This window comes from Pseudomonas sp. RT6P73, assembly GCF_054897715.1.
In genome coordinates this window covers 3,299,354-3,321,598 of the sequence record NZ_JBUBUV010000002.1, presented here as the reverse complement: position 1 = coordinate 3,321,598, position 22,245 = coordinate 3,299,354, and the positions used below count along the sequence as shown (strand labels likewise).

At 57.4% G+C, this 22,245-nt stretch carries 28 protein-coding genes and 3 pseudogenes; 13 read left to right on the top strand and 18 right to left on the bottom strand.

The genetic code is table 11. From position 1 onward, the window contains the following. Positions 1-80: 80 nt before the first annotated feature. Entirely contained in the window at positions 81-443 is a 363-nt protein-coding gene (locus ACYZT6_RS15840; RefSeq protein WP_462027715.1) for a DUF6124 family protein, read from the bottom strand. A 423-nt stretch (positions 444-866) separates the two neighbouring features. After that, positions 867-1,115, bottom strand: a complete 249-nt coding sequence (locus ACYZT6_RS15835; RefSeq protein ID WP_462027714.1) for a hypothetical protein — start codon at positions 1,113-1,115, stop codon at positions 867-869. A 206-nt stretch (positions 1,116-1,321) separates the two neighbouring features. Between ACYZT6_RS15835 and ACYZT6_RS15830 the strand changes: the two genes are divergently transcribed. Next, positions 1,322-1,663, top strand: coding sequence for a hypothetical protein (locus ACYZT6_RS15830; RefSeq protein ID WP_462027713.1), 342 nt, complete (start codon positions 1,322-1,324; stop codon positions 1,661-1,663). A gap of 191 nt (positions 1,664-1,854) precedes the next feature. Beyond that, the gene (locus ACYZT6_RS15825) at positions 1,855-2,853 is read left to right on the top strand and encodes an acyltransferase family protein (protein ID WP_462027712.1); all 999 of its coding nucleotides are present in this window, start codon (positions 1,855-1,857) and stop codon (positions 2,851-2,853) included. Positions 2,854-2,937: 84 nt separating this feature from the next. On the opposite strand, the gene ACYZT6_RS15820 is transcribed toward ACYZT6_RS15825, so the two are convergent. The 3 genes from ACYZT6_RS15820 to ACYZT6_RS15810 all read right to left on the bottom strand — a co-directional run bounded on the left by ACYZT6_RS15820 (position 2,938) and on the right by ACYZT6_RS15810 (position 4,758). Further along, on the bottom strand, positions 2,938-3,540 hold the full coding sequence (locus tag ACYZT6_RS15820; RefSeq protein WP_462027711.1) for a P-loop NTPase family protein: 603 nt from the start codon (positions 3,538-3,540) through the stop codon (positions 2,938-2,940). A gap of 324 nt (positions 3,541-3,864) precedes the next feature. After that, entirely contained in the window at positions 3,865-4,299 is a 435-nt protein-coding gene (locus ACYZT6_RS15815) for a GNAT family N-acetyltransferase (protein ID WP_462027710.1), read from the bottom strand. Between the two features lie 81 nt (positions 4,300-4,380). After that, positions 4,381-4,758, bottom strand: a complete 378-nt coding sequence (locus ACYZT6_RS15810; protein ID WP_462027709.1) for a winged helix-turn-helix transcriptional regulator — start codon at positions 4,756-4,758, stop codon at positions 4,381-4,383. 91 nt (positions 4,759-4,849) lie between these two features. Here ACYZT6_RS15810 and ACYZT6_RS15805 point away from each other — a divergent pair, with 91 nt between their 5' ends. Then, positions 4,850-6,007 (top strand): alkene reductase, encoded by a 1,158-nt coding sequence (locus tag ACYZT6_RS15805; RefSeq protein ID WP_462027708.1) that lies wholly within the window; start codon positions 4,850-4,852, stop codon positions 6,005-6,007. A 169-nt stretch (positions 6,008-6,176) separates the two neighbouring features. Here ACYZT6_RS15805 and ACYZT6_RS15800 read toward each other — a convergent pair whose 3' ends face one another. After that, positions 6,177-6,695 (bottom strand): cysteine hydrolase family protein, encoded by a 519-nt coding sequence (locus tag ACYZT6_RS15800; RefSeq protein ID WP_462027707.1) that lies wholly within the window; start codon positions 6,693-6,695, stop codon positions 6,177-6,179. A gap of 394 nt (positions 6,696-7,089) precedes the next feature. On the opposite strand from ACYZT6_RS15800, the gene ACYZT6_RS15795 reads away from it, so the two are divergent. Then, positions 7,090-7,548: a metallophosphoesterase family protein gene (locus tag ACYZT6_RS15795; RefSeq protein ID WP_462027706.1), complete on the top strand. Its 459-nt coding sequence runs from the start codon at positions 7,090-7,092 to the stop codon at positions 7,546-7,548. 95 nt (positions 7,549-7,643) lie between these two features. Here ACYZT6_RS15795 and ACYZT6_RS15790 read toward each other — a convergent pair whose 3' ends face one another. Further along, positions 7,644-8,708, bottom strand: coding sequence for an alpha/beta fold hydrolase (locus tag ACYZT6_RS15790; protein WP_462027705.1), 1,065 nt, complete (start codon positions 8,706-8,708; stop codon positions 7,644-7,646). Between the two features lie 327 nt (positions 8,709-9,035). On the opposite strand from ACYZT6_RS15790, the gene ACYZT6_RS15785 reads away from it, so the two are divergent. Further along, positions 9,036-9,635, top strand: a complete 600-nt coding sequence (locus ACYZT6_RS15785) for an HD domain-containing protein (protein ID WP_462029964.1) — start codon at positions 9,036-9,038, stop codon at positions 9,633-9,635. Positions 9,636-9,707: 72 nt separating this feature from the next. On the opposite strand, the gene ACYZT6_RS15780 is transcribed toward ACYZT6_RS15785, so the two are convergent. Both ACYZT6_RS15780 and ACYZT6_RS15775 read right to left on the bottom strand, forming a co-directional pair. Further along, a complete protein-coding gene (locus ACYZT6_RS15780; RefSeq protein ID WP_462027704.1) occupies positions 9,708-10,076 on the bottom strand; it encodes a DoxX-like family protein in 369 nt (122 codons plus the stop codon). Next, positions 10,073-10,525, bottom strand: coding sequence for a thiol-disulfide oxidoreductase DCC family protein (locus tag ACYZT6_RS15775; protein WP_462027703.1), 453 nt, complete (start codon positions 10,523-10,525; stop codon positions 10,073-10,075). The genes ACYZT6_RS15780 and ACYZT6_RS15775 overlap by 4 nt, the downstream gene beginning before the upstream one ends. Positions 10,526-10,740: 215 nt before the next feature. Between ACYZT6_RS15775 and ACYZT6_RS15770 the strand changes: the two genes are divergently transcribed. Beyond that, positions 10,741-11,199 (top strand): arsenate reductase ArsC, encoded by a 459-nt coding sequence (locus ACYZT6_RS15770; protein ID WP_462027702.1) that lies wholly within the window; start codon positions 10,741-10,743, stop codon positions 11,197-11,199. 83 nt (positions 11,200-11,282) lie between these two features. On the opposite strand, the gene ppk2 is transcribed toward ACYZT6_RS15770, so the two are convergent. Then, positions 11,283-12,200, bottom strand: coding sequence for a polyphosphate kinase 2 (ppk2, locus tag ACYZT6_RS15765; protein WP_462027701.1), 918 nt, complete (start codon positions 12,198-12,200; stop codon positions 11,283-11,285). Positions 12,201-12,399: 199 nt separating this feature from the next. Between ppk2 and ACYZT6_RS15760 the strand changes: the two genes are divergently transcribed. Further along, positions 12,400-13,335, top strand: a complete 936-nt coding sequence (locus tag ACYZT6_RS15760) for a Ppx/GppA phosphatase family protein (RefSeq protein WP_462027700.1) — start codon at positions 12,400-12,402, stop codon at positions 13,333-13,335. Positions 13,336-13,532: 197 nt separating this feature from the next. Here the strand turns inward: ACYZT6_RS15760 and ACYZT6_RS15755 are convergent. The 3 genes and pseudogenes from ACYZT6_RS15755 to ACYZT6_RS15745 form a co-directional block, all read right to left on the bottom strand. Further along, positions 13,533-13,604: pseudogene (locus ACYZT6_RS15755) on the bottom strand (DUF3077 domain-containing protein); the annotation flags it as partial. A gap of 258 nt (positions 13,605-13,862) precedes the next feature. Continuing rightward, positions 13,863-14,321 (bottom strand): annotated as a pseudogene (locus tag ACYZT6_RS15750) (DNA cytosine methyltransferase); the annotation flags it as partial. Beyond that, the gene (locus ACYZT6_RS15745) at positions 14,282-14,482 is read right to left on the bottom strand and encodes a Com family DNA-binding transcriptional regulator (protein WP_462029963.1); all 201 of its coding nucleotides are present in this window, start codon (positions 14,480-14,482) and stop codon (positions 14,282-14,284) included. The pseudogene ACYZT6_RS15750 and the gene ACYZT6_RS15745, both read right to left, overlap by 40 nt. Positions 14,483-14,623: 141 nt before the next feature. Here ACYZT6_RS15745 and ACYZT6_RS15740 point away from each other — a divergent pair, with 141 nt between their 5' ends. Beyond that, positions 14,624-14,911 (top strand): hypothetical protein, encoded by a 288-nt coding sequence (locus ACYZT6_RS15740; RefSeq protein ID WP_462027699.1) that lies wholly within the window; start codon positions 14,624-14,626, stop codon positions 14,909-14,911. Positions 14,912-14,945: 34 nt separating this feature from the next. On the opposite strand, the gene ACYZT6_RS15735 is transcribed toward ACYZT6_RS15740, so the two are convergent. Beyond that, positions 14,946-15,935 (bottom strand): hypothetical protein, encoded by a 990-nt coding sequence (locus ACYZT6_RS15735; protein WP_462027698.1) that lies wholly within the window; start codon positions 15,933-15,935, stop codon positions 14,946-14,948. Between the two features lie 26 nt (positions 15,936-15,961). Here ACYZT6_RS15735 and ACYZT6_RS15730 point away from each other — a divergent pair. The 4 genes and pseudogenes from ACYZT6_RS15730 to ACYZT6_RS15715 all read left to right on the top strand — a co-directional run bounded on the left by ACYZT6_RS15730 (position 15,962) and on the right by ACYZT6_RS15715 (position 17,511). Continuing rightward, a pseudogene (locus ACYZT6_RS15730) lies at positions 15,962-16,500 on the top strand (PAAR domain-containing protein). Next, positions 16,501-16,746 carry a hypothetical protein gene (locus tag ACYZT6_RS15725; protein WP_462027697.1) on the top strand — a complete coding sequence of 82 codons (246 nt, stop codon included), beginning with the start codon at positions 16,501-16,503 and terminating at the stop codon, positions 16,744-16,746. A 24-nt stretch (positions 16,747-16,770) separates the two neighbouring features. Next, a complete protein-coding gene (locus ACYZT6_RS15720; protein WP_462027696.1) occupies positions 16,771-17,187 on the top strand; it encodes a peptidoglycan recognition protein family protein in 417 nt (138 codons plus the stop codon). Between the two features lie 36 nt (positions 17,188-17,223). Continuing rightward, positions 17,224-17,511 carry a hypothetical protein gene (locus ACYZT6_RS15715; RefSeq protein ID WP_462027695.1) on the top strand — a complete coding sequence of 96 codons (288 nt, stop codon included), beginning with the start codon at positions 17,224-17,226 and terminating at the stop codon, positions 17,509-17,511. Between the two features lie 304 nt (positions 17,512-17,815). Here the strand turns inward: ACYZT6_RS15715 and ACYZT6_RS15710 are convergent, their stop codons facing one another. The 3 genes from ACYZT6_RS15710 to ACYZT6_RS15700 form a co-directional block, all read right to left on the bottom strand. Continuing rightward, positions 17,816-18,109: a DUF3077 domain-containing protein gene (locus ACYZT6_RS15710; RefSeq protein WP_131063042.1), complete on the bottom strand. Its 294-nt coding sequence runs from the start codon at positions 18,107-18,109 to the stop codon at positions 17,816-17,818. Between the two features lie 943 nt (positions 18,110-19,052). Beyond that, the gene (locus tag ACYZT6_RS15705) at positions 19,053-19,259 is read right to left on the bottom strand and encodes a helix-turn-helix transcriptional regulator (protein WP_462027694.1); all 207 of its coding nucleotides are present in this window, start codon (positions 19,257-19,259) and stop codon (positions 19,053-19,055) included. Further along, positions 19,256-19,630: a hypothetical protein gene (locus ACYZT6_RS15700; protein WP_462027693.1), complete on the bottom strand. Its 375-nt coding sequence runs from the start codon at positions 19,628-19,630 to the stop codon at positions 19,256-19,258. Before ACYZT6_RS15700 ends, ACYZT6_RS15705 begins: the two co-directional genes overlap by 4 nt. Positions 19,631-19,808: 178 nt before the next feature. Here ACYZT6_RS15700 and ACYZT6_RS15695 point away from each other — a divergent pair, with 178 nt between their 5' ends. Then, positions 19,809-20,144, top strand: coding sequence for a hypothetical protein (locus tag ACYZT6_RS15695; protein ID WP_462027692.1), 336 nt, complete (start codon positions 19,809-19,811; stop codon positions 20,142-20,144). Between the two features lie 294 nt (positions 20,145-20,438). On the opposite strand, the gene ACYZT6_RS15690 is transcribed toward ACYZT6_RS15695, so the two are convergent. Then, entirely contained in the window at positions 20,439-22,124 is a 1,686-nt protein-coding gene (locus ACYZT6_RS15690) for a sensor domain-containing diguanylate cyclase (protein WP_462027691.1), read from the bottom strand. Positions 22,125-22,245 lie beyond the last annotated feature (121 nt).

The following is a 22,245-nucleotide window of genomic DNA, read 5'->3' as shown; positions in this document are numbered from 1 at the left end:
ACCATTGGCCGCGCAACGGCCCCCAAAGACACCGCTGCGCTGGCCAACCACATTTATCCACTCACCCCAGCAAACCGCCCCTAGTTGGGTAGATCAATTCTATCCAACACTCGGTTGGCGGTGATCTCCGCCATCATGATGCTGTTGGAAATACCCAGCAGCGCGTAACGCGATTCACCCTCCAGATGATCCACCAACTGGTGGACCATCACATCAACCGAGGCCAGTGTCTCGACCAAATAAACCGCCATTGTTTCGGCCGTGGCCTCGGGATCGACGGAAAAAAGACTGCTGCGTGTTCGCGGGGTGGCTTTGATGTCGGCATTCGACGGGAAGTGAAAATCGAGAGCTCGCTCGGCGGCTTCGTTGAGTTTTTTGGAATCGGCGGTTTCGTAGGGGGAAACGTCGTCCGCTTCTGGTGGGTTTGGTGTTGGTTTGAACATAGATGGTGCTCCAGATAATAACTAAGGAGCCATCACCCTCGCTACCAACGAAGGGTGGCGGCCATACGCAGGTTGGTAGACCGGTTACCTGGTGCAAAACCCGGCGCATCCGAGGATGCCCTACGCATGACTGCCATAAACAGAAGACGAAAAAAATCTCTGCATTACGTTGCGTTATGCGACAGGTAACCGGGCTACCAAACCCGATCGCTGATATTCAGCGACCCGGAAACGATAAAACCCAGGCCCTAGGCGCACAAGCCGGCGGATTCTGGCGCAGCCGTAGGCAACGGCGCAAGGTTTTGTAGCTTTCAGGACGTAAACTTGAGGGCGTTTAAACAAGCGCTCTCCAGCCTGTTAAATCAGTGAGCGCGCGAGCTAATCAAGGACCAATTCCGGCCAACAAAGCGACTCGCGAACCCGTCATTGGTCAGGCAAAAGCCACGTATCCACCACCCGCCGATCGAGCTCCTCCCAATCCGCCATGCCCAACACCCGCGTGGTGTTCAACCCGCGCAAATAACCGCGCAGCTGATTGGCGGTGGCTCGCACAAGCTCCGGGTCGGGCGTGTTTTCGCACAGCAGTACGGTTTCATACTCGATCAAGTACTCGGCCACCCGATCACGGAAATCGGGCAGGACGGCGTCGCGGATCAGGTCAAACGTTCTCAAGGAGAGGCCTCATCTATCTTTTTCAGTTGTGATTGAGTGTGTACGAGTCTCCACGGCGCGCAACTATTGCGTGAAGTAATAGTGACAATCACGAAACACACGTTCTGCTTTGTCGGTAATCACCGGAGAATCGCCCCCATCGAACACCGCCCGTGGCGCTGCCCCGTCGCGTGATGAACCGGACTTTTATTTTCAGGATGACACCGATGCGCCCTTTGTTTGTGCCTGTCATGGCGTTTGCCACTTTGTTGCTCGCCGGTTGCGCCTCTGCGCCGAACGACCCGACCCTGACCTTGCAGACCCACAAGACACCTGCGCAATACGCCGATTGCGTCGTACCGAAATTGCAGGGCAGTGCGTTGAACCCGACCGTTTCGCAGACCCAGCGCAGCTACCGGATCGTGGTGCCGAGCAAAGTCTCCGCGGACAACGTGCTGGAAGCCTACAAGGCCGGCAGTGGCGGCAAGGTGTTCATCTACGAGCGGCACTTGCTGGCCTCGAACTACCTGCCTTCGAGTTTTGGACGCGCCGCACAGGATTGCATCTGACCCCGGCCGTTAACGTTTTTCAAGCGCTCCTTTGGTTGGCCGCAACCAACCAATTTTTTGCCCCGCACCGCGTTTCGGTTGCGGGGCTTTTTTTTGTTCCTCACGGAATCCCGCGCCACAAAAAACCTGTCCTCATGGCGAAAATCAACGTAGTTTACGCGCCATAAATATAAGGACGTCTGGAGGGGTGGGTGGGAGCTTTTCGTCTGTTATTGGCCGTTCTGGTGGCCGTTTCTCATATGGGCAAGACGGTCGCGGGGCTTAACCCCGGCGTGGTTGCCGTGATTTCCTTTCTGATCATCAGCGGCTTTGTGATGACCTCGCTCATCGAGCGCAATTACAAGACGCCGGAGACAATCGGCCTGTTCTACATGGACAGGGCTTTGCGGCTTTACCCGCAGTTCCTGTTCTACTTCCTCGCATCCTGCGCCGTGATTTATTTCCTGCTGCCCGGCACGCCGCAAGCCGCCGAGCTGACGCTGAGGAACATCGCGCAGAGCCTGCCCATGGTGCCCCTCGGTTTCTACATGTTCGGGGTCGCGGGGTCGCTTGTCTTGCCGCCGGCCTGGTCACTGGGTCTTGAGATGTGTTTCTACTTGGTGATCCCCTTCCTGATTATCTATAAGGCGAGGGGTGTTGCGTTTGCCCTGTCTGTCGCGGTTTTCATGACCGCCTCTTTTGGTTTCATCAACACCGATGTGTACGGCTACCGATTGTTGCCGGGCGTCTTGTTCATGTTCCTGTGCGGCAGCTACTTGTACAAACCACAGGCGAAGGGCTTGGCGATCGCCGCCGGCACCGCCGTGGTGGCTGCCTTGATGTTTGCGGCAATAGAAGCGGGACTGATTGAGCGTCGGCCGTTTAACGCGGAGGTGACTGCGGGCATCGCGTTAGGCATCCCGGCCGTGTACGTGCTGACGAGACTCAAGTTTCATCGGATTGACGAGTTCCTCGGGGACATCAGCTATGGCGTGTTTTTGAATCACTTTGTGGTGATGTACTTCCTGCGCGCTTTCTGGCCCGTTGCCTACGACGCGCACATCGTTGCCGCCGTTCTGGTCCTGTCGTTTGGATTGAGCTGCGTTTCGTACTACTCCATCGAACGGCCGGCCCTGAAACTCCGTCATGCGCTTCGGGCTGGTGCGAGGTATGGCGTGGGTAAATCGCAAGGCGGCGAAACAGCGGTTTAGTGAGTGTGGTGGCTGGCGTTCGTAGAGCGGAGGCCGGGTGGCCATCGACGGTGATGCCTTTCGCTGGATTGCGGCCTTCTGGGATTACTGACCGCTTGTTGGGTCCGGACCTCCGTCCAGGCCAAGGCAGCCCGCCCGCGCGGGGTGTGCAGGCCGGACGGAGGTTCCAGACGTTGCGGACAAGCTATCGAGAAATGCGGAAATCTGCCGCGTGCCGCGCAAGTGCAGCGTAGGAATTTGCGGGCCTATGGCCAGGCGCACCACCTCGATACCTGCGCGGTAGCCACGATCAAAATTCCACACGAAGTTCAGAAAGGTCAGGAACGCCCGGTCGAGCTTCTCTCTACAGCCTGCCGGCAGGTCAGCGCGAGGACGGTTCATTACGCTGCGCATGATCACCCGGGCGAAACAGGTGAGCCGCGGCGTATCGAGCCAGATGATCAGGTCGGCACGGGGCAGGCGAAGGTCGAAGGTTCGCCGCGCATAGTTGCCTTCACAAATCCACGCATCCGCTGCGATTGCTTCGCGGACCCGTGCGCGGAATCGCTCAGCGTCCGGCTCGACCCAATCGGGCTCCCAGAACAGCGTGTCTAGGTGCACCACGGGCAGGTTCAAGCGTTTGCCGAGGGCACGGGCGAGGGTAGATTTGCCGCTGCCGGCATTACCCAGAATTACAATCCGTTGCATGGGGACATCCTGTCGCGAAAAAAGCCGGCGATTGTACCAATGCCGATCAGTTAAGCAATTTCCGCGGCAATGCAATTCTTGTAGCAGCTGGCGAAGCCTGCGTTCGGCTGCGCAGCAGTCGTAAACCCTGACAACTCGGTCTTCCTGAACACCGCATCGTCTGATTTCACGACTGCTGCGCAGCCGAACGCAGGCTTCGCCAGCTGCTACAGATCGCGTTACGGCTTAACTGACTGGCATTAGGCATTTTTGCAGGTTTTGGGTGGTCAGTTAAAGGCTGAAGTGGCGCGGGACCGCACCACGGGAATCAATGCCGTCACTCGGTCAAACGTTCTCATTATCCGATCGGGTAAACGAATACCGATCGATATCAGACCTGAGCTGCCAACCCTGGCTTTGCCAATAGCTGGCAGCTGCTCCATTGGTCTTGAAAACGTCGAGATGACATTTAAGTATTCCGAGCTTCTCAAGACTTGAAAGACAGCGCTCTACCAGCGCATTGGCGATGCCTTGCCGCCGATACTGCGGAAGGACAACCAAATGCTGCAAATAGCCTCTACGACCGTCGTGGCCACACATGACGCAACCGCACAGAACGGCGCCGACTTCAGCCACGAAGCTCATTCCGGGATTTCGTTCCAGGTATCTCAAGGTCGATTCACGAGAGTCGGCATCCCGCAAGGAAACGCCCGGGGTACGCTTCATGAGGTCGATGACCGCATCGTAATCGTCCATGGTCATCACACGGATGTTGAACATTGCTTGAGCCTGGCTTTGATCACTGTCGGGTTGGGCAGACTAGCAGATGCACCGAGCGGCGATCGACCCCAGGAATACGAGTCAGTTAACGCGATCTCGAACGACCGCCTCGCATGGCAGCAGCCTATGGCCCTCGTCGAGTTCTTCGGCGTGATGGACGCCCCAATCGATGAGCGATTCCAGGATGGACCGCAGGCTTTCGCCCAGTGGGGTGAGCAGGTATTCGATCCCCTGACGATCCTGGGCGCTGGGTTGCCGGCTCACCATTGCGTGTTCTTCAAGCGCTCGCAGTTGCTCGATCAACACCTTCTGTGAGAGGCCGACAATGCGCTTCTCCAAATCACAGGTACGGTGCGGTCCGTCCAGCAGCACATGAAGGATGACTCCCTTCCAACGCCCGGAGAGGACGGCCAGCGTGCGCTCGATCGGCAAGCCCGGCAGTCTGTTGATTGTCTTCATTTGCCACCACTGACTAAACGGTGTGTAGATGGGCGCGACTCACGAAAAGTACGCTTTCCTTCCGATCAAAAACCGATCCGAAGGAAGCCCCATGATAGACCTGTTTGAATCCCGGTTGCTTGGCGGCAACGTTGTGCTGAAGAACCGCATGGTCATGGCACCCATGACTCGCACGAGGACGTCCGAGGGTGACGCCCCGAACGAGTTGATGGCCACCTACTACGGGCAGCGAGCCAGTGCCGGCCTGATCATCACCGAGGCAACGGACATTGCGCCGTCCAGCAATGGCTACGCCATGACCCCCGGCATCTACACCCAAGCCCAACGGCAGGGCTGGCGTTTGGTGACCGATGAAGTTCACCGCAATGGCGGCACGATATTTGTGCAACTGTGGCACGTCGGCAGGATGGCCCATCCATCATTCCTTCCGAACGGCGAGGCACCTTGGGGTGTGACCGAGGAACGGGCTGACTCGCAGGTGTTCGCCCACGGCCTGGATGGCAAGTTGGCCCATATCCCGGCAGGCAAGCCTCGGCGCCTGAGGCCGGAGGAAGTGATGGCTTTGGTCGATACCTTCACCCGAGGCTGCGTCCACGCCCGGGAGGCCGGATTTGACGGTGTCGAAATCCACGGAGCCAACGGTTATCTGTTCGAGCAGTTCATGAACTCGGTGCTCAATACACGCACCGATTTATATGGAGGCGCAAGCGTAGAAAACCGCACACGGTTTCTGCTGGAAGTCGTTGAAGCGGCGGTGCGTGAATTGGGCCCGGGACGTGTGGGGGTGCGCCTGTCGCCGTTCGGCAAGTTCAACGGCATTCCGGCGGACCCTCGCACCGAGGAAACCTTGCTGTACGTTGCCGAGCGTTTGGGTCGTCTGGGCGTTGCCTATCTGCATCTGGTCTACGAGCTGATGCCTGAGGCGAACATGGAGGTTGCCGAGTTCAAATCGCACCACCTCGACCACGCGCTGCTGGCCAAGGTTCGGGCAGCGTTTCCTGGCGCAATCATTTGGTGTGGTGGATTCACTGATCGCCCAAGCGCTGAGGATGCGCTCGACACCGGGTTGGTGGACTTGATCGCCTTTGGCAGACCCTATATTGCAAACCCGGATCTGGTTGAGCGTCTCAAGCATGGCTGGCCGTTGGACGAAGCGGACCGATCTACTTATTACACTCGATGTGGCGAGGTGGGTTATACGGACTTTCCTGCCTATTCCCTCGGTAGTGCTTCTCGCCGGGTAGGCTGATAGCAGCAGAGGGTAGAGCAGGCGTTCGGTGGTTGGGCATGCGCGAGTCGACCTGATCATAGGTGGCGTGTTTATAGTCAGTTTTTGGCCGGTTGTTGCTTTCGCGACGGCTCCAAACGACGCAAAGCGGACGGATCGGTCCAGACTCGGACCGGTCCGTCGATGGCGGTTAGAAACACCATTCCTCAGCGTTTACGACACGACAGAATGGACCCGCGAGGGTCGCATTGTGATGAGCGACAATTTCTTCGGCCTTCAGCGCAGGGGTGTCCGAGCAGGTATGGCCATCGGCGATCAGCACCGCATCGAAACCTTGGTCTCGTGCGGCGCGGCAGGTGCTGTCGACACAATATTGGGTCTTCATTCCGGCAATGACCACACCCAGAGCACCACAAGCCCGTAGCTGATCGGCCAGAACTGTCTCGGTGAAGGCGTTGGGTCGTTTTTTTTCGAAAATCACTTCGTCGCCCTGTAGCACCAGTTCCTCCACCAGCTGTGTCAACGGGCTTCCAGGCTCGATTGGCGAGCCAGGTGGACCCATGTGGCGGGCGAGAAAAATGGGGGCGCCCGCACTCCGGGCTTTATTCAACAGATTGTTCAACGTGTCTACCAGCGCTTCGCCAGCCCATGGCTTATCCGCGCCATGAAACAATCCAACCTGCATATCGAGAATCAACAGTGCATACATCGTGCTTTTCCTTGCGTTTTGGCCAGCGACACAAGGGCAAAAGAAAAGGCCCTATCCATCACTGGCGGGCCTTTGAAGTTCGTACGTTATTGGCTCACGACACCTCTCACGACCCGCCTTTGGCGGTCGTGGTAGTCGTGGTCAAGGTAATTCGTGGTTGATTCATAGGGCTGACAGTAGCTGCGTGGTACCGGGTTGGCAAGTCAGCGCTACGAGCGTGAAGACTGATTGTAGTATCGATCGTTGTTCGTTTCTGGCCGTCAGCCGCCCATCAGAAGGAACAGCAAGCGATCCAGCCCAACCTGAAACAGCAGCCACAAAAACCACGTCAAGGCTGCTTGCCCTCACCGGGTTACACTCTGTTCTGATTCCTGATCATGCAGCGGAGCCGTACATGAAAGTTGGTGTGATTTCCGATACCCACGGCTTGCTCCGCCCTGAAGCCCTTGCTGCCCTGGCGGGGTGTGAACAAATCATTCACGCGGGCGACATCGGCGACGCCGAAATACTCGATCAACTACGGGCTATCGCTCCCCTGTACGTCGTCCGCGGAAACAATGACCTGGACGCCCCGTGGGCAGAAAATATCCCCGATCTGCTTCGTTTCGATCTCGATGGATGGGAGACGCTGCTGGTGCATGACATTGCTGATGTCCCAGTCGAGCTTGAGTCGAGTACAAAACTGGTGATCACCGGCCATTCGCACAAGCCCCGCATAGAGTGGCGTGGCGAACAGCTTTACCTCAATCCCGGCAGCGCGGGAAGGCGGCGCTTCAAGCTGCCAGTGACGCTGGCGCTGCTGGAGGTGCTTGAGACCTCCCTGGAGCCGCGTCTGGTCTCGCTGTTGGAGTGATTTTCGCTAGCAGGGGCACTGGAGCATTTTCGCAAAAAAAACGGCCCGTTTAATAAAACGAGCCGTCGTTGTGAAGGTGCTATTTCAGATCTGCCTCACAAGTGATCCGCATCAATCACAGCCTTGGCGAACGCCTGCGGATCTTCCTGCGGCAGGTTGTGGCCAATGCCGCCGCTGATCAGCCGGAACTCGTATTTGCCGGTGAAACGCTTGGCGTAATCCTCAGGCTTAGGGTGCGGTGCGCCGTTGGCATCGCCTTCAAGGGTGATGGTCGGCACGCTGATCGACGGCGCGGTGGCCAGTTTCTGCTCGAGCGCCTCGTATTGAGGCTCGCCCTGGACCATGCCCAGACGCCAGCGGTAGTTGAAGACGGTGATCTCGACATGGTCAGGGTTGTCCAACGCCTTGGCGCTGCGGTCGAACGTGGCGTCGTCGAACGCCCATTTCGGCGAAGCCAGTTGCCAGATCAATTTGGCGAAGTCATGGGTGTTTTTCTCGTACCCGGCGCGGCCACGGTCGGTGGCGAAGTAAAACTGATACCACCACTGCAATTCAGCCTTGGGTGGCAGCGGGTTTTTGCCGGCCGCCTGATTACCGATCAGATAGCCGCTGACCGAAACCAGCGCCTTGACCCGTTCTGGCCACAGCGCCGAGACGATGCCGGCGGAACGCGCGCCCCAGTCGTAACCACCGAGCACGGCTTGCTTGATCTTTAGCGCATCCATGAAGTCGATGACGTCACTGGCCAGCGCGGCCGGTTGGCCATTGCGAAGGGTTTTATCGGACAGGAAATGCGTATCGCCGTAGCCACGCGCATACGGCATCAATACGCGATAACCCTTCGCCACAAGCAGCGGGGCCACTTCGTCATAGCTGTGAATGTCGTACGGCCAGCCGTGCAGGAGAATCACCACCGGCCCATCGGCCGGACCGGTTTCGGCGTAAGCCACGTTCAGCAGGCCGGCCTTGATGTGCTTCAGCGGGCCGAACGGAGAGGGTGTTGAATAAGTGGCGTCGGCCTTGATTGCGGCTGGCTGCGCGGCGGCGGGCGTTTGTGCGTGGGCCGCACCGAGCGCGCCGAACAGGGCAAACGCCAGGATCGACGAGCTGACCAAGCGGCGGCGGGTGTTGCCGGTGTTGTTTTGCATTGCCATCTTCATGGTGATGTCTCCGTTGCAAGCCGTTGGCCAGGGGTTCTGGCTGAGCCCCTTGAAACCTTGAGTGCATTTGAACGCGGTGACGTATCTGGCCTGTGTCGAATCCCGGGCCCGGTGAAAACTGATGTATCAAGAGGATAGCCAGACACACTGTGATACACAGCGGCACAGCAAAATAACGGCCATTGGTGCACTCAAAATTCGCGATATTGGCGCTGTGTTGCGTCCCAGACGACGCGTACTCTTTTCAAGATCGACGGGCAGATCTGTGACAGAGGAAAAACCGTGGCGACGAACGACCTTTTCAGCGTGAAAATCCCTGACAGCAAAATGGCCCGCGAGGTGACGCAGCTCATTCGCGATACCGAAAGCGAGTTGCTGTTTTCCCACTCCACGCGCGTTTACTTGTGGGGCGCTTTGCTCGGGAAGCGCAAGGGCCTGGCCTTCGATCCGGAGTTACTCTACGTCGCTGCCATGTTCCACGACCTCGGCCTGACCTCGATTTATCACGAGAGTCAGCTTCGCTTTGAGGTGGACAGTGCGAATGCCGCGCGCGATTTCCTGCGAGGCCATCACATAGCGGAAGGGAACATCGAGAAAGTCTGGAACGCCGTCGCGCTCCATACGACGCCGGGCATTCCTGAACACATGCATTCAGAGATCGCCCTGGTGCAGGCCGGCGCGGGGATGGATGTGGCTGGACGTGGTTTTGAGTTGTTCACAGACGAACAGCGCGAGGCGGTGATCGCCGCTTATCCCCGCGATAACGACTTTGCCCATCAGATGATCGACGCGTTTTATCACGGGCTGCAGCATCGGCCCCAGAGTACATTTGGGACCTTCAACGATGATTTTCTTGCCTACAAGGATCCGGGTTTCCAGCGAGTGAATCTTTGCAGCGTCATCTTGGGCTCGAGTTGGGAGCGGTGAGTTTTCCACTCCACGGCCCGGATTCTTTGGCCGGGAGATGCCTTTCGCGTAGATCGGTTCACACTTGTCCGCTCAAGCCCTGGTATTCCACGCCACCGCACACAGCGCAAATCCGGCCACATTGAGGGTGACGGGATTGAAGGCATCCGTGAGCATGGATGGATTGAAAACCGCGACATCCAGCAGCAGCCCCACCAACGCCGTCGAAGCAACGATCAGCGGCCAGGCGAGCCGTGGCGCGAGCAATATCCATAAGGCCAAGGCAATTTCCGCGACCCCGGCGGCATAGGCAAACAACTCCACCTGATCGATGCCATGGGCTTGAATCATCATCCGCTCGCCGGGGCTCAACCACAGCAACTTGGGCACCAGACCGTGGTAGGTAAACATGAACGCCAGGCTTCCACGGGCGATCCAGTGGGTGCGTTTCAAGGCGCTCACGTTAGCGTTTTCAAGAATCGACGTTCATGGTCGGGAGTGGGCAACAGGCACGTGTCGTATTTTCCAAAGAGCCGATATCGATTCAGCGCAATGCGATCGTAGGCCCAATCTCGCAGCCTGCGTGGACAGGCGCGCAACAGTCTTAATGGATGCCAGGCACCGGGCAACTGGGCGATGACTTCGAAGACTGCATCCGAACGCACCCAGTAGTGCCGGTCGCGGATCACGGCCATGGTATCGAATTGATCCAGGGGTAAACCGGCCCACGCCAGCAGCGCCTGCCCCTCGGGCGATTGCACTGCCGCCAGCCGCACGCGTCGGTGGCGGTCGTGGCGGATCAAAAATCTTGCCCAGCCATTGCATAGCTTGCACACACCGTCGAACAAGACCACGGTTTCGCCTGGCTGGAGGAACGGCGCGGGTGAGGGCCGGATTCTGGACGCTGGCATAGATATGAGGCCGAAGGGGGGTTACCCCGGATCATACCCGCGAGTCAGGGCGAAAGTCTTTTCGGCTTGCCTGTCACATCAACCCATCAGCGTTGAGCCTGTGAAAGTGCGTCCCATCGGTCAAAACACCCCACAAGCAAAAACGCTGCTCTACTCTAATCAGCGCAACCCTCATCCAGTTCACTCTCGCTACCGAATAAAAAGGGGAAATGACCATGACCGAAAAATTGCGTGTTCTGTTCGTCTGCGCGAAAAATGATATTCGTTCATTGATGGCGGAAGCCCTTCTCAGGCATACCGACTCCGATCACTTTGAAGCGTTCAGCGCAGGTCTGGAGGGCAGCGAGGTCGACCCGCGCACTCGCGATTCGCTCGACCATATCGGCATCGAGACAACCGGGTTGCGCAGCAAATCAATCGAAGAGTTTGAGGGGCAGGCGTTCGACTATGTCATCACCCTGTGTGACAAGTCATCCGCAGAGGCCGACAGGATGTCGTTCCCCGGCGAGGTGATGACGTGGAACTTTGAGGACCCGGCAAGCAGTGAGAGGCACGAACCTTTTCGTCACGCGCTCCAGGAAATTCACGATCGCGTCAAAATGTTTGTCACTGTAAAGACTCGCCATTCAAGCGCAGAGGCTGGCGTTGCTCCACCGGACACTACTCAAGCCTGATCCGTCCCGCGAGCGTGGAAGCGGCAACCTCTATCGGGATTGCCGCTGTACGAAACGGGGTAGACAACTCCGTCTGTCCGGTCTCAATAAACCTGAGGCACGATGATTTCTGGTGGTGTCGGATTGCGTGAATAGTCTTCCTGACGCTCGCGTTCCGGGAGTTCGATCATCGCCTGTTGCACCTCTTCATAAGGCATTTGCCCAAGCAGGTGACTGATGCAGTTGAGCCGGGCTTTTTTCTTGTCGTCGGCCTGCACCACCCACCACGGGGCTTCGGCGATGTGGGTGCGTTCGAGCATGATTTCCTTGGCCTTGGTGTAGGCCTCCCAGCGTCGACGGGACTCCAGGTCCATGGGACTGAGTTTCCACTGTTTGAGCGGGTCATGAATACGGCTGAGAAAGCGCAGATGCTGTTCCTGGTCGGAGATGGAAAACCAGTATTTGATCAACTGAATACCGGAGCGGGCCAGCATCCGTTCGAACTCCGGTACGGTGCGGAAGAACTCTTCATATTGGTCGGCGTTGCAAAACCCCATGACCTGCTCGACACCCGCGCGGTTGTACCAGCTGCGGTCGAACAGGACGATTTCACCCGCGGCCGGCAGGTGTGAGACGTAGCGCTGGAAATACCACTGCGTACGCTCGCGATCGTTGGGCGCGGGCAGGGCGGCGACCCGGCAGACCCGGGGGTTGAGCCGCTGGGTAATGCGCTTGATCACCCCACCTTTACCCGCCGCATCACGTCCTTCGAACAGAATCACCACTTTGTGCCCGGTCTTGACCACCCAACTCTGCAACTTCACCAGTTCGCCTTGCAGACGAAACAGTTCGCTGAAGTAGCGTCGTCTTTCTTCCTTTTCGTCGTTGTCGCTCAGGTGCTCGTTAAACAGCGCGTTGAGGTCGTGTCCGTCCTCCAGTAATTCCAGTTCCAGCTCCTCGTCACTGTGATCGAGCAGCTCGCGATGGATGCGTTGCACCAGGGTGTCATTGGTTAAAAGCATGGCTGGAACTCCTGACGAGGTGGAAGTGCCCATGCTAGGCCGGGGGATATGACGCAGACGTGACGATGAAGGGGTGGGGTCAATAAAGGGCGGTGTCATCTTGGTGTCACCTAAGGCATGGCAGGATCATCGCAAACCGTCTTGAACACTCAGCGCACCCCCCGCCCGCGGGCTGATGAATCTGCCAGGAATCCCCATCATGAAAGGAGACGCCTCCCTGTTTGCGGCCATTGACCTGGGCTCCAATGCGTTTCGCCTGATGATTGGCCAGTCGGTTAAGCGGAACCAGCAGATCGTGATCCAGGAAGTCAAAACCCTGCGCGAGCCCGTCCGTTTGTCGGAAGGATTCCAGGGCGGCGCGCTGGATGAGTTGGCGTTGGATCGGGGGTGGCAAGCGCTCGCGCGATTCGGCAAAAAACTGCGCGGCTTCGAGGCCGGACGGGTGCGGGCCGTGGCGACCAGCGCGGTGCGCGAAGCCGACAATGCCCAACTGTTTCTGACCAGTGCCGAGCGTCACCTGGGGTTTCGGATTGACGTGATCTCCGGGCATGAAGAAGCGCGACTGGTGTATGCCGGCGTTGCCCATACGATACCGAGTGCCGCGAGTATGCGACTCGTCGTGGACATTGGCGGCGGGTCCACCGAGTTGATTCTGGGGCAGGGCACTCAGCCGCTGTTGACCGAAAGCATTGCCATTGGCAGCGGCACTTTTGGCACACGTTACTTTCAGGGTGGGTGCATAACGGCCCAGGCCCTTCTGGAAGCCGAGCGTGTGGCCACGGTGCAGTTTGAAAAGGTTGCACGCCGTTACCGTGCACTGGGTTGGCAGCAGGCCATCGGCTCTTCAGGCACCGCGCGGATGCTCGCCAAAGTCCTCAAGGCCAACGGCTTGAATGATGACGGCCAAAGCGGAATCACCTACGGCGGCCTGCTGCGTTTGTCGTTGCGCCTGCTTGAAGCGGGGCATGTCAATCAACTCAGGTTGGCGGGCTTGCAAACCCATCGCCTGAGTACCTTGCCGGGCGGTCTGGTGGTCATGCTGGCCGCGTTCAAGGTATTTGGTATTTCGCAGATGACACCTTCTGAAGCGGGGTTGAGGCTCGGGGTGCTTCATGGGTTGATGGCCCGGCACTGACTGGGTTCTGCGCGCCAGGTTTTGCCTGGGCGCAAACCGTCTTCTGCGACAATGCAATTTCTGTCATTGAATCGACTCGCCCAAACCGAGGCGTCTGTGCGCCACGGTGGCATTCTTATAGAAGCCCCGACCAAGTTGGGGCAACCATCTGGAGTGATCAACCGCTATTTTGCGACTTTCAGACTCGCTCTATCAGGTCATGGCGTCACCGCTTTGACCACATCATCGATCACCGCTTTCCCCATTGCCGTTAAATAATGCGCGGCCCACAATGATAAATAAATGCGTCCCGTCCCCTTTTTTCCAACGAAAGTGGTACAGCCCAGAGTGATTTGGGAGCCGGCCTTGCTGGCCAATAGAGTATTGGCAGCCCAGGCATCCGCGGGGCGTGGCCACTGGATCGACTGAGACGCTGGAGGTATTGCGTCCACTGGCGCGGCGTCAGCCAGGAACTCGAAGGGGGGCATTCGTCGATAACCTGCGACCAGGAATACTCGGCGACGTTGCTGGGGGACTCCGAAATATTGAGCATTAAGCACTCGCCAAAATCCCACATACCCGCAGTCCGCAAGGGCCCGGATGACTGTTTCAAAGTCTTGGCTATCGTTGACAGCGAGCAGGTTAACGACGTTCTCAAGGACCACCCAGCGAGGTTGTGTTTCTTTGAGGATTCGTATGACTTCCCAGAACAGGCCGCTGCGTTCGCCGCGTAGTCCGCGGATGTCTCGGTTGCTTTGCCGGGCACCGGCAACGCTGATGTCCTGGCAAGGGAAACCGGCGGTGAGGACGTCGACGGGGGACAGGTTGTGGGCGCCGCACTGGCGCACGTCTTCAAACTGGCGTGCATGGGGAAATCGATCGGCAAGCACAGCCCGGTTGACCGGGTTGAGTTCAACTTGCCAGGCGCTGCGGAAACCGGCGTTTTCAAATCCGACATCAAAGCCTCCTATGCCTGCGAACAGGCTGCCAAGGGGGGGTTGCTGCATTCATGAACTCGTTGTTCTGGATGCTCGCGGCACGCTTGGGGGAGGCTCTGGGCCTTCAAGTGGTTGAGTGTCCGGCAACGCGGGCACTTGATCTGTAGTTCAACGAAGCCGCTGGCGGCGGCGAGTTTGCGGCAGCAGTGGCCGCAACGGATGTCTTGCATATATTTGTCCGTTTTTGCGATGCGGGAAGTAACCGTCATTTCGAACAGTTCTAAAAAACTGTTATTTCTTACAGTAGCCACAAGTTTGATGCATCGTGAAAATAACCAAGCATCGTAATAAATTCAGCTGAGGGTAACGATATGATCCAGCAAGAGATAATTGACCAAGTTCCTCCAGAGGCTAATGAAAAAACAATCATGGAAGGCTTCAAAAAGCATCCCAAGGGAAAAGGATGCGAAGTACTAAGTGTTGACATTGATCGGTCGAGTAATACGGCGGTTGTTAAATATAAGGGCGGCACTACGGCTGCCCCTAAGAAAATGTCTTCTTCGATGTCTACGAGAGGGGTGTTAGGCAACCCCAATCGAGAACTTGCTATTCAACTCTCGTACCGCGAACTTCACAGTTTGTCTGATATTTATAACTAAGTCTCTTGGTTTTAACAGTCTACGCAACCTCGCACTAACCTATAATTGATTTCAACTTCGCAGCCAAAATAACGGCTTCTCCAGCATGAGCGACAAACTCACCGGCATTGTCCGGCGGGGGTGTCGCTCCATGTTTATGGGCCGCGATCGCTGTGTTCATTTTTTCTACTAAGTTGATCAAGTCACACAACACCTGCAGCACGTTGACCCCCTCCGACCCCAAGTGGGTTTTAGGCGCGACCAGCCGCTGCCCGACCGCCGCCACACTTTGCCGCAGGCCCTGAATCCGCTCCTGCATATCCCCACCCACTGTCGCGTTGTGCTTCTGGCCAACCACCAGGTTCAAATCCCGGCCGGTAGCCATGTGCATATCATCAACGGCTGCAAGGCTCGCCGAACCGCCAGACAGCAGTTTCAACGCGCCCAGTGCCTCTACAGTCTTGATCCCCCCAACAGACTCCGTGCTGTGATCGTCCACCTCAACGGTGCTGCTCTGATAACGCTCGGCATTGTCCAGCGCCTCCACCTCACGCTCGCTGGCCCGATCGGTGATCTTGGCGTCCGTCTGACGGATCCAGTTGCCGTCGGCATCAGCCCGCTGCTGCACCGCCTCGCTGTGCTGCCACACCTGATCACCTTTCGGCACCTTGGGCAGACTCAATCCGTGAGGCAGCACTTGCAGAATGAACGGCTTGTTCGCCAGCCCGTAGGCGAAGCTGACCACCACGGTGGTGCCTTCCTCAGGAAAGGCATAAACCCCCCTCTCGGTACCGCCACCGGTCACCGGCAAGGCCACGCCCAACAGGTGGGGCAACGAGGGATCCGCCTCGCCGTCAGGGCTCAGCACTTCCAGGTCGACGCCGTAGCGTGGTCGGAAGTCGTCGCACAGCCCTGTGTCTGCTGGCGGATAGGCTACCGACATCATTTGGGCAATGGATAAATGGCGCCGTCCCTTCAATTTGGTCAGGGGCAATTGCAGCTGGCGAGCCTTTCGGAACGCCCGGTGGTACATTACTGCCCTCATTAAGAGCAACCAGAAAGGAATCTGAGATGGCAAAGCCTGCCGCCCGCATCACTGATCCTACCGCGTGCCCCTTGCCTGGGCATGGTACAAATCCGATCGTTTCCGGCTCCCCCGATGTTTTTTTGATGGACTGGCTGCAGCCAGAAAATCGGATACGAGCGCGTGCGGAAGCGCGTTGGTCGGTGATGTCTCCGCTACTGTTTTCATTAACGGGTTAAATGCCGCGACTGTGGGGAGTACTGGAACTCATGGGAACTCCGTCACAGCGGGATCCGGAACCATCATCATTGGAAGCTCTCACACCCCAGCCCCATTCATTGCGCCACTCCCGTTGTCCTTTCAAAAAGTATTCGGGCAATCATTCAGCGTTAGCGATAGCGAAACTGGGCAGCCTTTGGCTTTACGGGAGTTTGTCGCCACCGTTGATGGTGTGCAAACCCCGGGAGTGACCGATGCGAGCGGGGTCGCACATGTCAAGACGCCGTCCCCCGATTCTATAATCTCCCTGCATATTAAATTCAGCGCGCCCGCGCGTACTCTCCATGAAATGTCGGAGGGCGTTTGAATGGGCGCCAAATTTGCTACCGAGGCGACCGCTCAGGAGATCAAGCCTGGCGAGTTCATATGCCCGGTGCCGATTACCATTAATGACCGTGCTGCCACTCGCGAGGCAATCATCAAAAAGGTCCAATCGCTTGGGCACACTTTCACTGAACGCTCAGAATGGGGGGCTTTGAAAGGAAGGCCGGATATGGTGAAAGACTGGGACTGCACAATGATCGCCTTGCACCATGCTGGCCGGTCATATTAATGCACGCCTGGTGGAGTCAAACAGATGCAGGGCGTTCAAGCACACCACATGGGTAACAAATACGACGACATCGGCTATCACTACGGCATCGCCTGTGACGGTACCGTTTTAGAAGGGCGTGATATCCGGTTACAGGCATCCAGTGTCAAGCTATTCAACACAGGCGTTATTGGCATCGTCCTTCTGGAAAATCTAACGACCGCAGAAGAGGGCGGAGACATCGTTGCCAAAGGGCGTGAAGCCCTTGAGTACTTGGGCTATAGCACAACGAATGTCATACCTGCGACGCAAATAGACGCTCTGCTGCACCTAGTGGAAGCCCTGAAAAGTGTATTTGTCATTGAACGGTTTGGCGGGCATCGAGTTTCCAGGTCAAGACAGAGACGGCAAGATTTGTCCGGGGAATATTGGTATGGAGCTGGTAAGGAATATCCGCACTAAAACGCAGCTTCTGCCACCGCCTCGGCCGGCCGTAGAATGAAATACTTTCTATTAGCAGGCGTGCTTGCATTGCTGGTGGTGCTAAATATTGGCTACTACAACGAAGTTTCAGATGGTGAGGTCAACACCATCTTCTTTGTGAAAAAGACGCCTACGTTGAGAATGAAATTCTTCAACATTCACGCCAACGACGGTGACTACCGGAAGGTAGAGAAGCTGAGCGATGAGTTGCGCCAGGACATCATTGACTACTGCAAATACAGATTGGGCATTGAAACGGAAGTGAAGACGCAGGCTGACGTCGAGACGTGCGCGAAAATGTAGGTGTGTGGTTGCAGGTAGGGTTGTTATTCATCCACTGCGGCATTGTTCAGAAGCCCCGACAAAGCCGCAATGCTGTTCACTTAAGACAATCTTCAGTCGAGCAAGAAACTTGTGGCGAGGGGGCTTGCCCCCGTTCGGCTGCGAAGCAGTCGCAAAACCGGACAACTCGGTTTGTCTGAACGGACGCCGGGGGCCGCTTCGCAGCCCAACGGGGGCAAGCCCCCTCGCCACAAATGTGAGTGCTCGCGCTTAAGTGAACAGCATTACGACAAAGCCGGGGCAAACATCTGAAAGTGAATGGCCGCTATTTTGCGACTTTCATACTCGCTCTATCAGGTCGTGGCGTAACCGCTTTGACCACATCATCAATCACCGCTTTCCCCATTGCCGTCAAATAGTGCGCGGCCCACGAAAAACGGTCCGTTTCTCTGTCATAGGCGGCGTCTTTTGTAAGCGCCTTGGCCAGGAACAGTAGATCTGAAGCCATTGCCAGTGCTGCGTCGACAGGAACGCCGGCGCTGACATGGAACAGTGGGCGGTCTACGCAATAGATGCAGGGGGTGAAGCCAATGGTTTTTGCTTCGGTTGGTTCGGTCATTTTCCACCCCCGATTATCAAGCTGAAGGGGTGGTCGAGCGATAGATCATTGCGCGCTTTAGTGCGCAGAAAAGAAAGGCTGAGCTTATACGGATTAACAGTGTGCATTTGTCCAACTCCTTGACGTGAGGAGCTGCCACTTTTCGTTACCAAGCGAATGGGTGGCAGCTGCGCGCAGGTTGGTAAACCGGGAGTCAAGGAGACCGGCACGCCCGAAGGCGTCCCACGCACAGCCGCCATAACACAAGTTCGTAGCCGTACGACTGCCAGAAACTGTGAAGGGAGCGCTGTTGCGCAACTCGACGGGTTACCAAGCCCGATCGCTGAATGTGCAGCGACGTCTGAAGAATATCCCGTCGGAAGAAAGGCCAACAAGGCTATAGCTTGCTGAAAAGCACTGAAACGCGCTTCCTTACGCAACTCTCGGATTTTGCCTACAACTCCGACATGAAGCCACCCAATATTCTGAAAATAGCACCGCCAGCGACGAAGACGGCCCGCTGCTCGGCGAGGTGGCAGCGCTGGCCCCGGTGCAACGCACATATGCAAGACTCAAACGACGGGCGAAAAAAAACCGCCTTTGCGGGGCGGTTCTTTTGTAAGCCTCAGTTTGCGGCTGGGGCCTGAGCTTCTCGTTCTTCTGCTCGGAACTGGCCGACTCGCCGCTGTGGGTCATCGGCACCGAGGTGTCCCACGAACACTCCGCAACCTCCAGCGCCTGCACCTTCACGGGCATGGCCCTGGCGGGCGCCGTGTCGCCGGTAGTGATCGGTTGGTGCTGGACATCACGGGGAATAACTGGGCGGTGGCGTTCGGTGCTTCGATCGCCGTGGTGCTGATGAGGCCGGAGGGAAGAGGGGGGTCGTGCACGATTGATGGAGTGGCGATGGAGCTGTGTCAAAAGCCGCCGTTCAACAGCGGCGGCAATTGACCAGAGCCACGCATCAGCCTTGACTGGAAAACTCATCGTCAAAAATGCGTTCGATGGGTAACTCAAAAGCCCTGGCGATTTGAAATGCCAGCGGAAGGCTCGGATCATAACGATCGTTTTCGATCGCATTGATCGTCTGGCGAGAGACATTCAACAGAGATGCCAGATCGACCTGCGACCATTTACGTTCGGCACGAAGTTCCTTGAGTCGGTTCTTCATCGATAGCGGCGTCTGGCGACTTGCAACCCGATGATCCACATCAATCCCATCACCGGCCACACCCACAACCAAGGCAGATGGGGCGCTCCGACATTTTCCAGAAAGCCGTAGCTGAAGGTCAGTAAAGCGGAAGCCGCAAACGCGAAGCCGAGCGCTTCGAATTGAATGCGTAAATGCATTTCGTCCAGGCGCCGAAGCTGCCGCACGACGGCCCAGCAAATCAAAGCGGCCGGAATCACCGGGGTGAGTGTGATGACTGTGCGTAGAACAATACTTGCGTCTTGCATACGCAGAAGCAGGAGTATCGAAGCCATCAACACGACCGAATACAAGGCCAGCCCTGCGCCCATTTCGTAGTAGTACCGTTTCATTTCGTTGTCCTTGATGTAAAACGTCCTTTACATATTCGCCGATGCTTTTATGGATGTAAAGTACCCTTTACATGGATTTTTGCAGTCTTGCGCGTGCGATACCAATCGGCCATCACATCCGTTAAAGTGTGCGCCGCCCGAGAGATGGATCCCGGGCAACATCTCATGGAGTTTTTCAGTGAAGTACCTCAGTAAAGTTGTTGCCGTTGCCCTGTTCGGTCTGGTTCTGGCGGGTTGCACCGGCACTCCGATGAACACCCAGCACTATGAAAGCAGCCAATACACGGTGATCGGCCACAGCGAAGCGACGGCCACTGGCCTGTTGCTGTTCGGCATGATTCCGATCCAGCAGAACAACCGTTTTGTTCGCGCTCAGAACGCGGCGATCAAAGCCAAGGGCGGCGACGCGATGATCAACACCCAGGTGCAGGAAAACTGGTTCTGGGCTTGGGTCCTGACCGGCTACACCACCACGATCTCCGGTGATGTGGTCAAGCTGAAAAACGTTCAGTAAGCTCAACGCACCGTCACGCGTTGATCTGAAAAAGCCCGGCTAAGCCGGGCTTTTTCGTAGGTGTAAGTTGAAGAATCGCGACGCTCTAATCTGTAGCAGCTGGCGAAGCCTGCGTTCGGCTGCGCAGCAGTCGTAAATCCTGAGCACGCGATTTTTCTGATACACCGCATCGTCTGATTTCACGACTGCTGCGCAGCCGAACGCAGGCTTCGCCAGCTGCTACAAGAGTTGTGTGACAGCAGAAATTGCTTAACTGGCCGGCCTTTTTCATTGGGTTTTGAAGAGTTGGGGCACTCAGTGGCGTTCCGTCACGCGGGTCTGTGGAGCCACCCGATTCCTTCCCGACCATTTCGCCTGATAGAGCTGCTGATCGGCGCGTTTGATCAGCGCGGTGGTATTGCTATCCGATGACTCGGCAAGCCCGATGCCGATACTCACCGTGACGTGCCCGACCGTGGCAAAAGTGGCCGTGGAAATCGCGGCGCGGATCTTCTCGGCGACGATCTCGGGACTCTCGGGTTCCTCGACTTCCGGCAACAGCACCGCAAATTCCTCACCACCGTAACGGGCCACGAAGTCGGTGGCGCGGGTGTTGTCCTGAATCAGTCGGGCGAGTTGGTGCAGCACTTCATCGCCGATCGCATGGCCGTGTGTGTCGTTGATTTGCTTGAAGTGGTCGGCGTCAATGAACAGCAGCGCGAAGGGCCGTCCCGTGCGTTGAAACAGCAGATTGCACTCGTCCAGTTTCTCGTCGAATCGCCGTCGGTTGTACACGCCGGTCAGCGCGTCGTGGGTGGCCAGTTTCAACAGATCGGCATTGGCTTGGGTGAGGGCGGCGGTGCGTTGTGCGACGGTGGCTTCCAGCGATGCATTGGCCTCCTGCAACTCGCGCTCCTTGCCGAGCAAGGACTGCGTCATGCCCTGGAGTGATTGGCCCAATTGGGCAATTTCTCGCACCGAGTGATCACGGGGGAAGGTCGCGCCGGGTTGTTGGTTCTGTACCTGTTTGGCTGACTTTGCCAGTTGCTCGATCGGGCGACTGAGGTACAGCGCCAGGTAGTAGGCCACCAGACCGAACACGATGGCGGCGATGACGCCCAACACCAGCAACTTGTAAAACAGGATACGTGCGGGCTGAAGCGCGATATCCAGTGGCTGCCGGACCGCGATGTACCACGCAAGGTCCGTACTCGATGGTGTCGGCACCGCGACAACGCTGGTCAGGTAACCGTTGCCCACTGACCAGCCAGCGGTGTCGGAATGGTTTTCCCGAGCCTGCGGCATGTTCGGCACGTGTTGCCCCATGAGCGATTCCGGGTAGAGCACTTTGCCGTCGTGATCGACAATCAGCGCCTCCACTTCAGGCGTCATGTCCTTGCGCTGCACCGCCGCGTCAACAATCCGCGTCACCCAACTCCAGTGGGCATGCGCGCCCAGCACACCGATGACCTGGCCCCCGGCATTGCGGATCGGCGCGGCGAAATCGATGAAGCGCAACGGCTCGCCACTGGCGTTCCCCGGCAGCAATTTGGCCAGCAACACCGCCTCGTGGGGATCGCCGGTGTAGGCACCGCGCAACCCGGCTTGAAACCACGGGCGCTCCTTCACCGATTGATTCACCAGCAAGCCATTCACGGCTTGCCGCACACGCCCGTTGGCGTCCGCCACGCCCATCCAGGCGTACTCGGCGCGGGATTGCGAACGCAGCTCCATCGACGACAAGATATCCGGATCGTCCAGGTCGCCACGCTTGAAAAGCGGGGCCCGACTGAGCAGCGACACTTCGAGCTGACGTTCATGCAACTGAGCGCCCAACAACTCGGCAGCAGACCTTGCCGTGCTCAACAACGCATTGCCGCTCGCTTGCTTCATCTGCTCGGTGGCGATGTGGCCCACATAGAAACCCACGCTCACGAGCGTGAGCAGTGACAAACCGGCAAACCAGAGAGTCAGGTGGCTTCGCAGACTGGCTTTGATCATGGGGGCCTGGCTGAAGTTTTTGGAGTCGCGGCATGGTATGCGCAATGGTCGGGTGGGTGCCAGTGGCGGCGCTTTCATGGCCCGGGTGGATCGGGCGCTAGGGAGCCGCTCAGGTCGATGT

Excerpts from the sequence above, each read along its gene's own strand:
- ACYZT6_RS15840 (WP_462027715.1), bottom strand. The coding sequence starts at position 443 with ATGTTCAAACCAACACCAAACCCACCAGAAGCGGACGACGTTTCCCCC.
- ACYZT6_RS15830 (WP_462027713.1), top strand. The coding sequence starts at position 1,322 with ATGCGCCCTTTGTTTGTGCCTGTCATGGCGTTTGCCACTTTGTTGCTC.
- ACYZT6_RS15820 (WP_462027711.1), bottom strand. The coding sequence starts at position 3,540 with ATGCAACGGATTGTAATTCTGGGTAATGCCGGCAGCGGCAAATCTACC.
- ACYZT6_RS15815 (WP_462027710.1), bottom strand. The coding sequence starts at position 4,299 with ATGTTCAACATCCGTGTGATGACCATGGACGATTACGATGCGGTCATC.
- ACYZT6_RS15810 (WP_462027709.1), bottom strand. The coding sequence starts at position 4,758 with ATGAAGACAATCAACAGACTGCCGGGCTTGCCGATCGAGCGCACGCTG.
- ACYZT6_RS15805 (WP_462027708.1), top strand. The coding sequence starts at position 4,850 with ATGATAGACCTGTTTGAATCCCGGTTGCTTGGCGGCAACGTTGTGCTG.
- ACYZT6_RS15800 (WP_462027707.1), bottom strand. The coding sequence starts at position 6,695 with ATGTATGCACTGTTGATTCTCGATATGCAGGTTGGATTGTTTCATGGC.
- ACYZT6_RS15795 (WP_462027706.1), top strand. The coding sequence starts at position 7,090 with ATGAAAGTTGGTGTGATTTCCGATACCCACGGCTTGCTCCGCCCTGAA.
- ACYZT6_RS15790 (WP_462027705.1), bottom strand. The coding sequence starts at position 8,708 with ATGAAGATGGCAATGCAAAACAACACCGGCAACACCCGCCGCCGCTTG.
- ACYZT6_RS15785 (WP_462029964.1), top strand. The coding sequence starts at position 9,036 with ATGGCCCGCGAGGTGACGCAGCTCATTCGCGATACCGAAAGCGAGTTG.
- ACYZT6_RS15775 (WP_462027703.1), bottom strand. The coding sequence starts at position 10,525 with ATGCCAGCGTCCAGAATCCGGCCCTCACCCGCGCCGTTCCTCCAGCCA.
- ACYZT6_RS15770 (WP_462027702.1), top strand. The coding sequence starts at position 10,741 with ATGACCGAAAAATTGCGTGTTCTGTTCGTCTGCGCGAAAAATGATATT.
- ppk2 (WP_462027701.1), bottom strand. The coding sequence starts at position 12,200 with ATGCTTTTAACCAATGACACCCTGGTGCAACGCATCCATCGCGAGCTG.
- ACYZT6_RS15760 (WP_462027700.1), top strand. The coding sequence starts at position 12,400 with ATGAAAGGAGACGCCTCCCTGTTTGCGGCCATTGACCTGGGCTCCAAT.
- ACYZT6_RS15745 (WP_462029963.1), bottom strand. The coding sequence starts at position 14,482 with ATGCAAGACATCCGTTGCGGCCACTGCTGCCGCAAACTCGCCGCCGCC.
- ACYZT6_RS15740 (WP_462027699.1), top strand. The coding sequence starts at position 14,624 with ATGATCCAGCAAGAGATAATTGACCAAGTTCCTCCAGAGGCTAATGAA.
- ACYZT6_RS15735 (WP_462027698.1), bottom strand. The coding sequence starts at position 15,935 with ATGAGGGCAGTAATGTACCACCGGGCGTTCCGAAAGGCTCGCCAGCTG.
- ACYZT6_RS15725 (WP_462027697.1), top strand. The coding sequence starts at position 16,501 with ATGGGCGCCAAATTTGCTACCGAGGCGACCGCTCAGGAGATCAAGCCT.
- ACYZT6_RS15720 (WP_462027696.1), top strand. The coding sequence starts at position 16,771 with ATGCAGGGCGTTCAAGCACACCACATGGGTAACAAATACGACGACATC.
- ACYZT6_RS15715 (WP_462027695.1), top strand. The coding sequence starts at position 17,224 with ATGAAATACTTTCTATTAGCAGGCGTGCTTGCATTGCTGGTGGTGCTA.
- ACYZT6_RS15710 (WP_131063042.1), bottom strand. The coding sequence starts at position 18,109 with ATGACCGAACCAACCGAAGCAAAAACCATTGGCTTCACCCCCTGCATC.
- ACYZT6_RS15705 (WP_462027694.1), bottom strand. The coding sequence starts at position 19,259 with ATGAAGAACCGACTCAAGGAACTTCGTGCCGAACGTAAATGGTCGCAG.
- ACYZT6_RS15700 (WP_462027693.1), bottom strand. The coding sequence starts at position 19,630 with ATGAAACGGTACTACTACGAAATGGGCGCAGGGCTGGCCTTGTATTCG.
- ACYZT6_RS15690 (WP_462027691.1), bottom strand. The coding sequence starts at position 22,124 with ATGATCAAAGCCAGTCTGCGAAGCCACCTGACTCTCTGGTTTGCCGGT.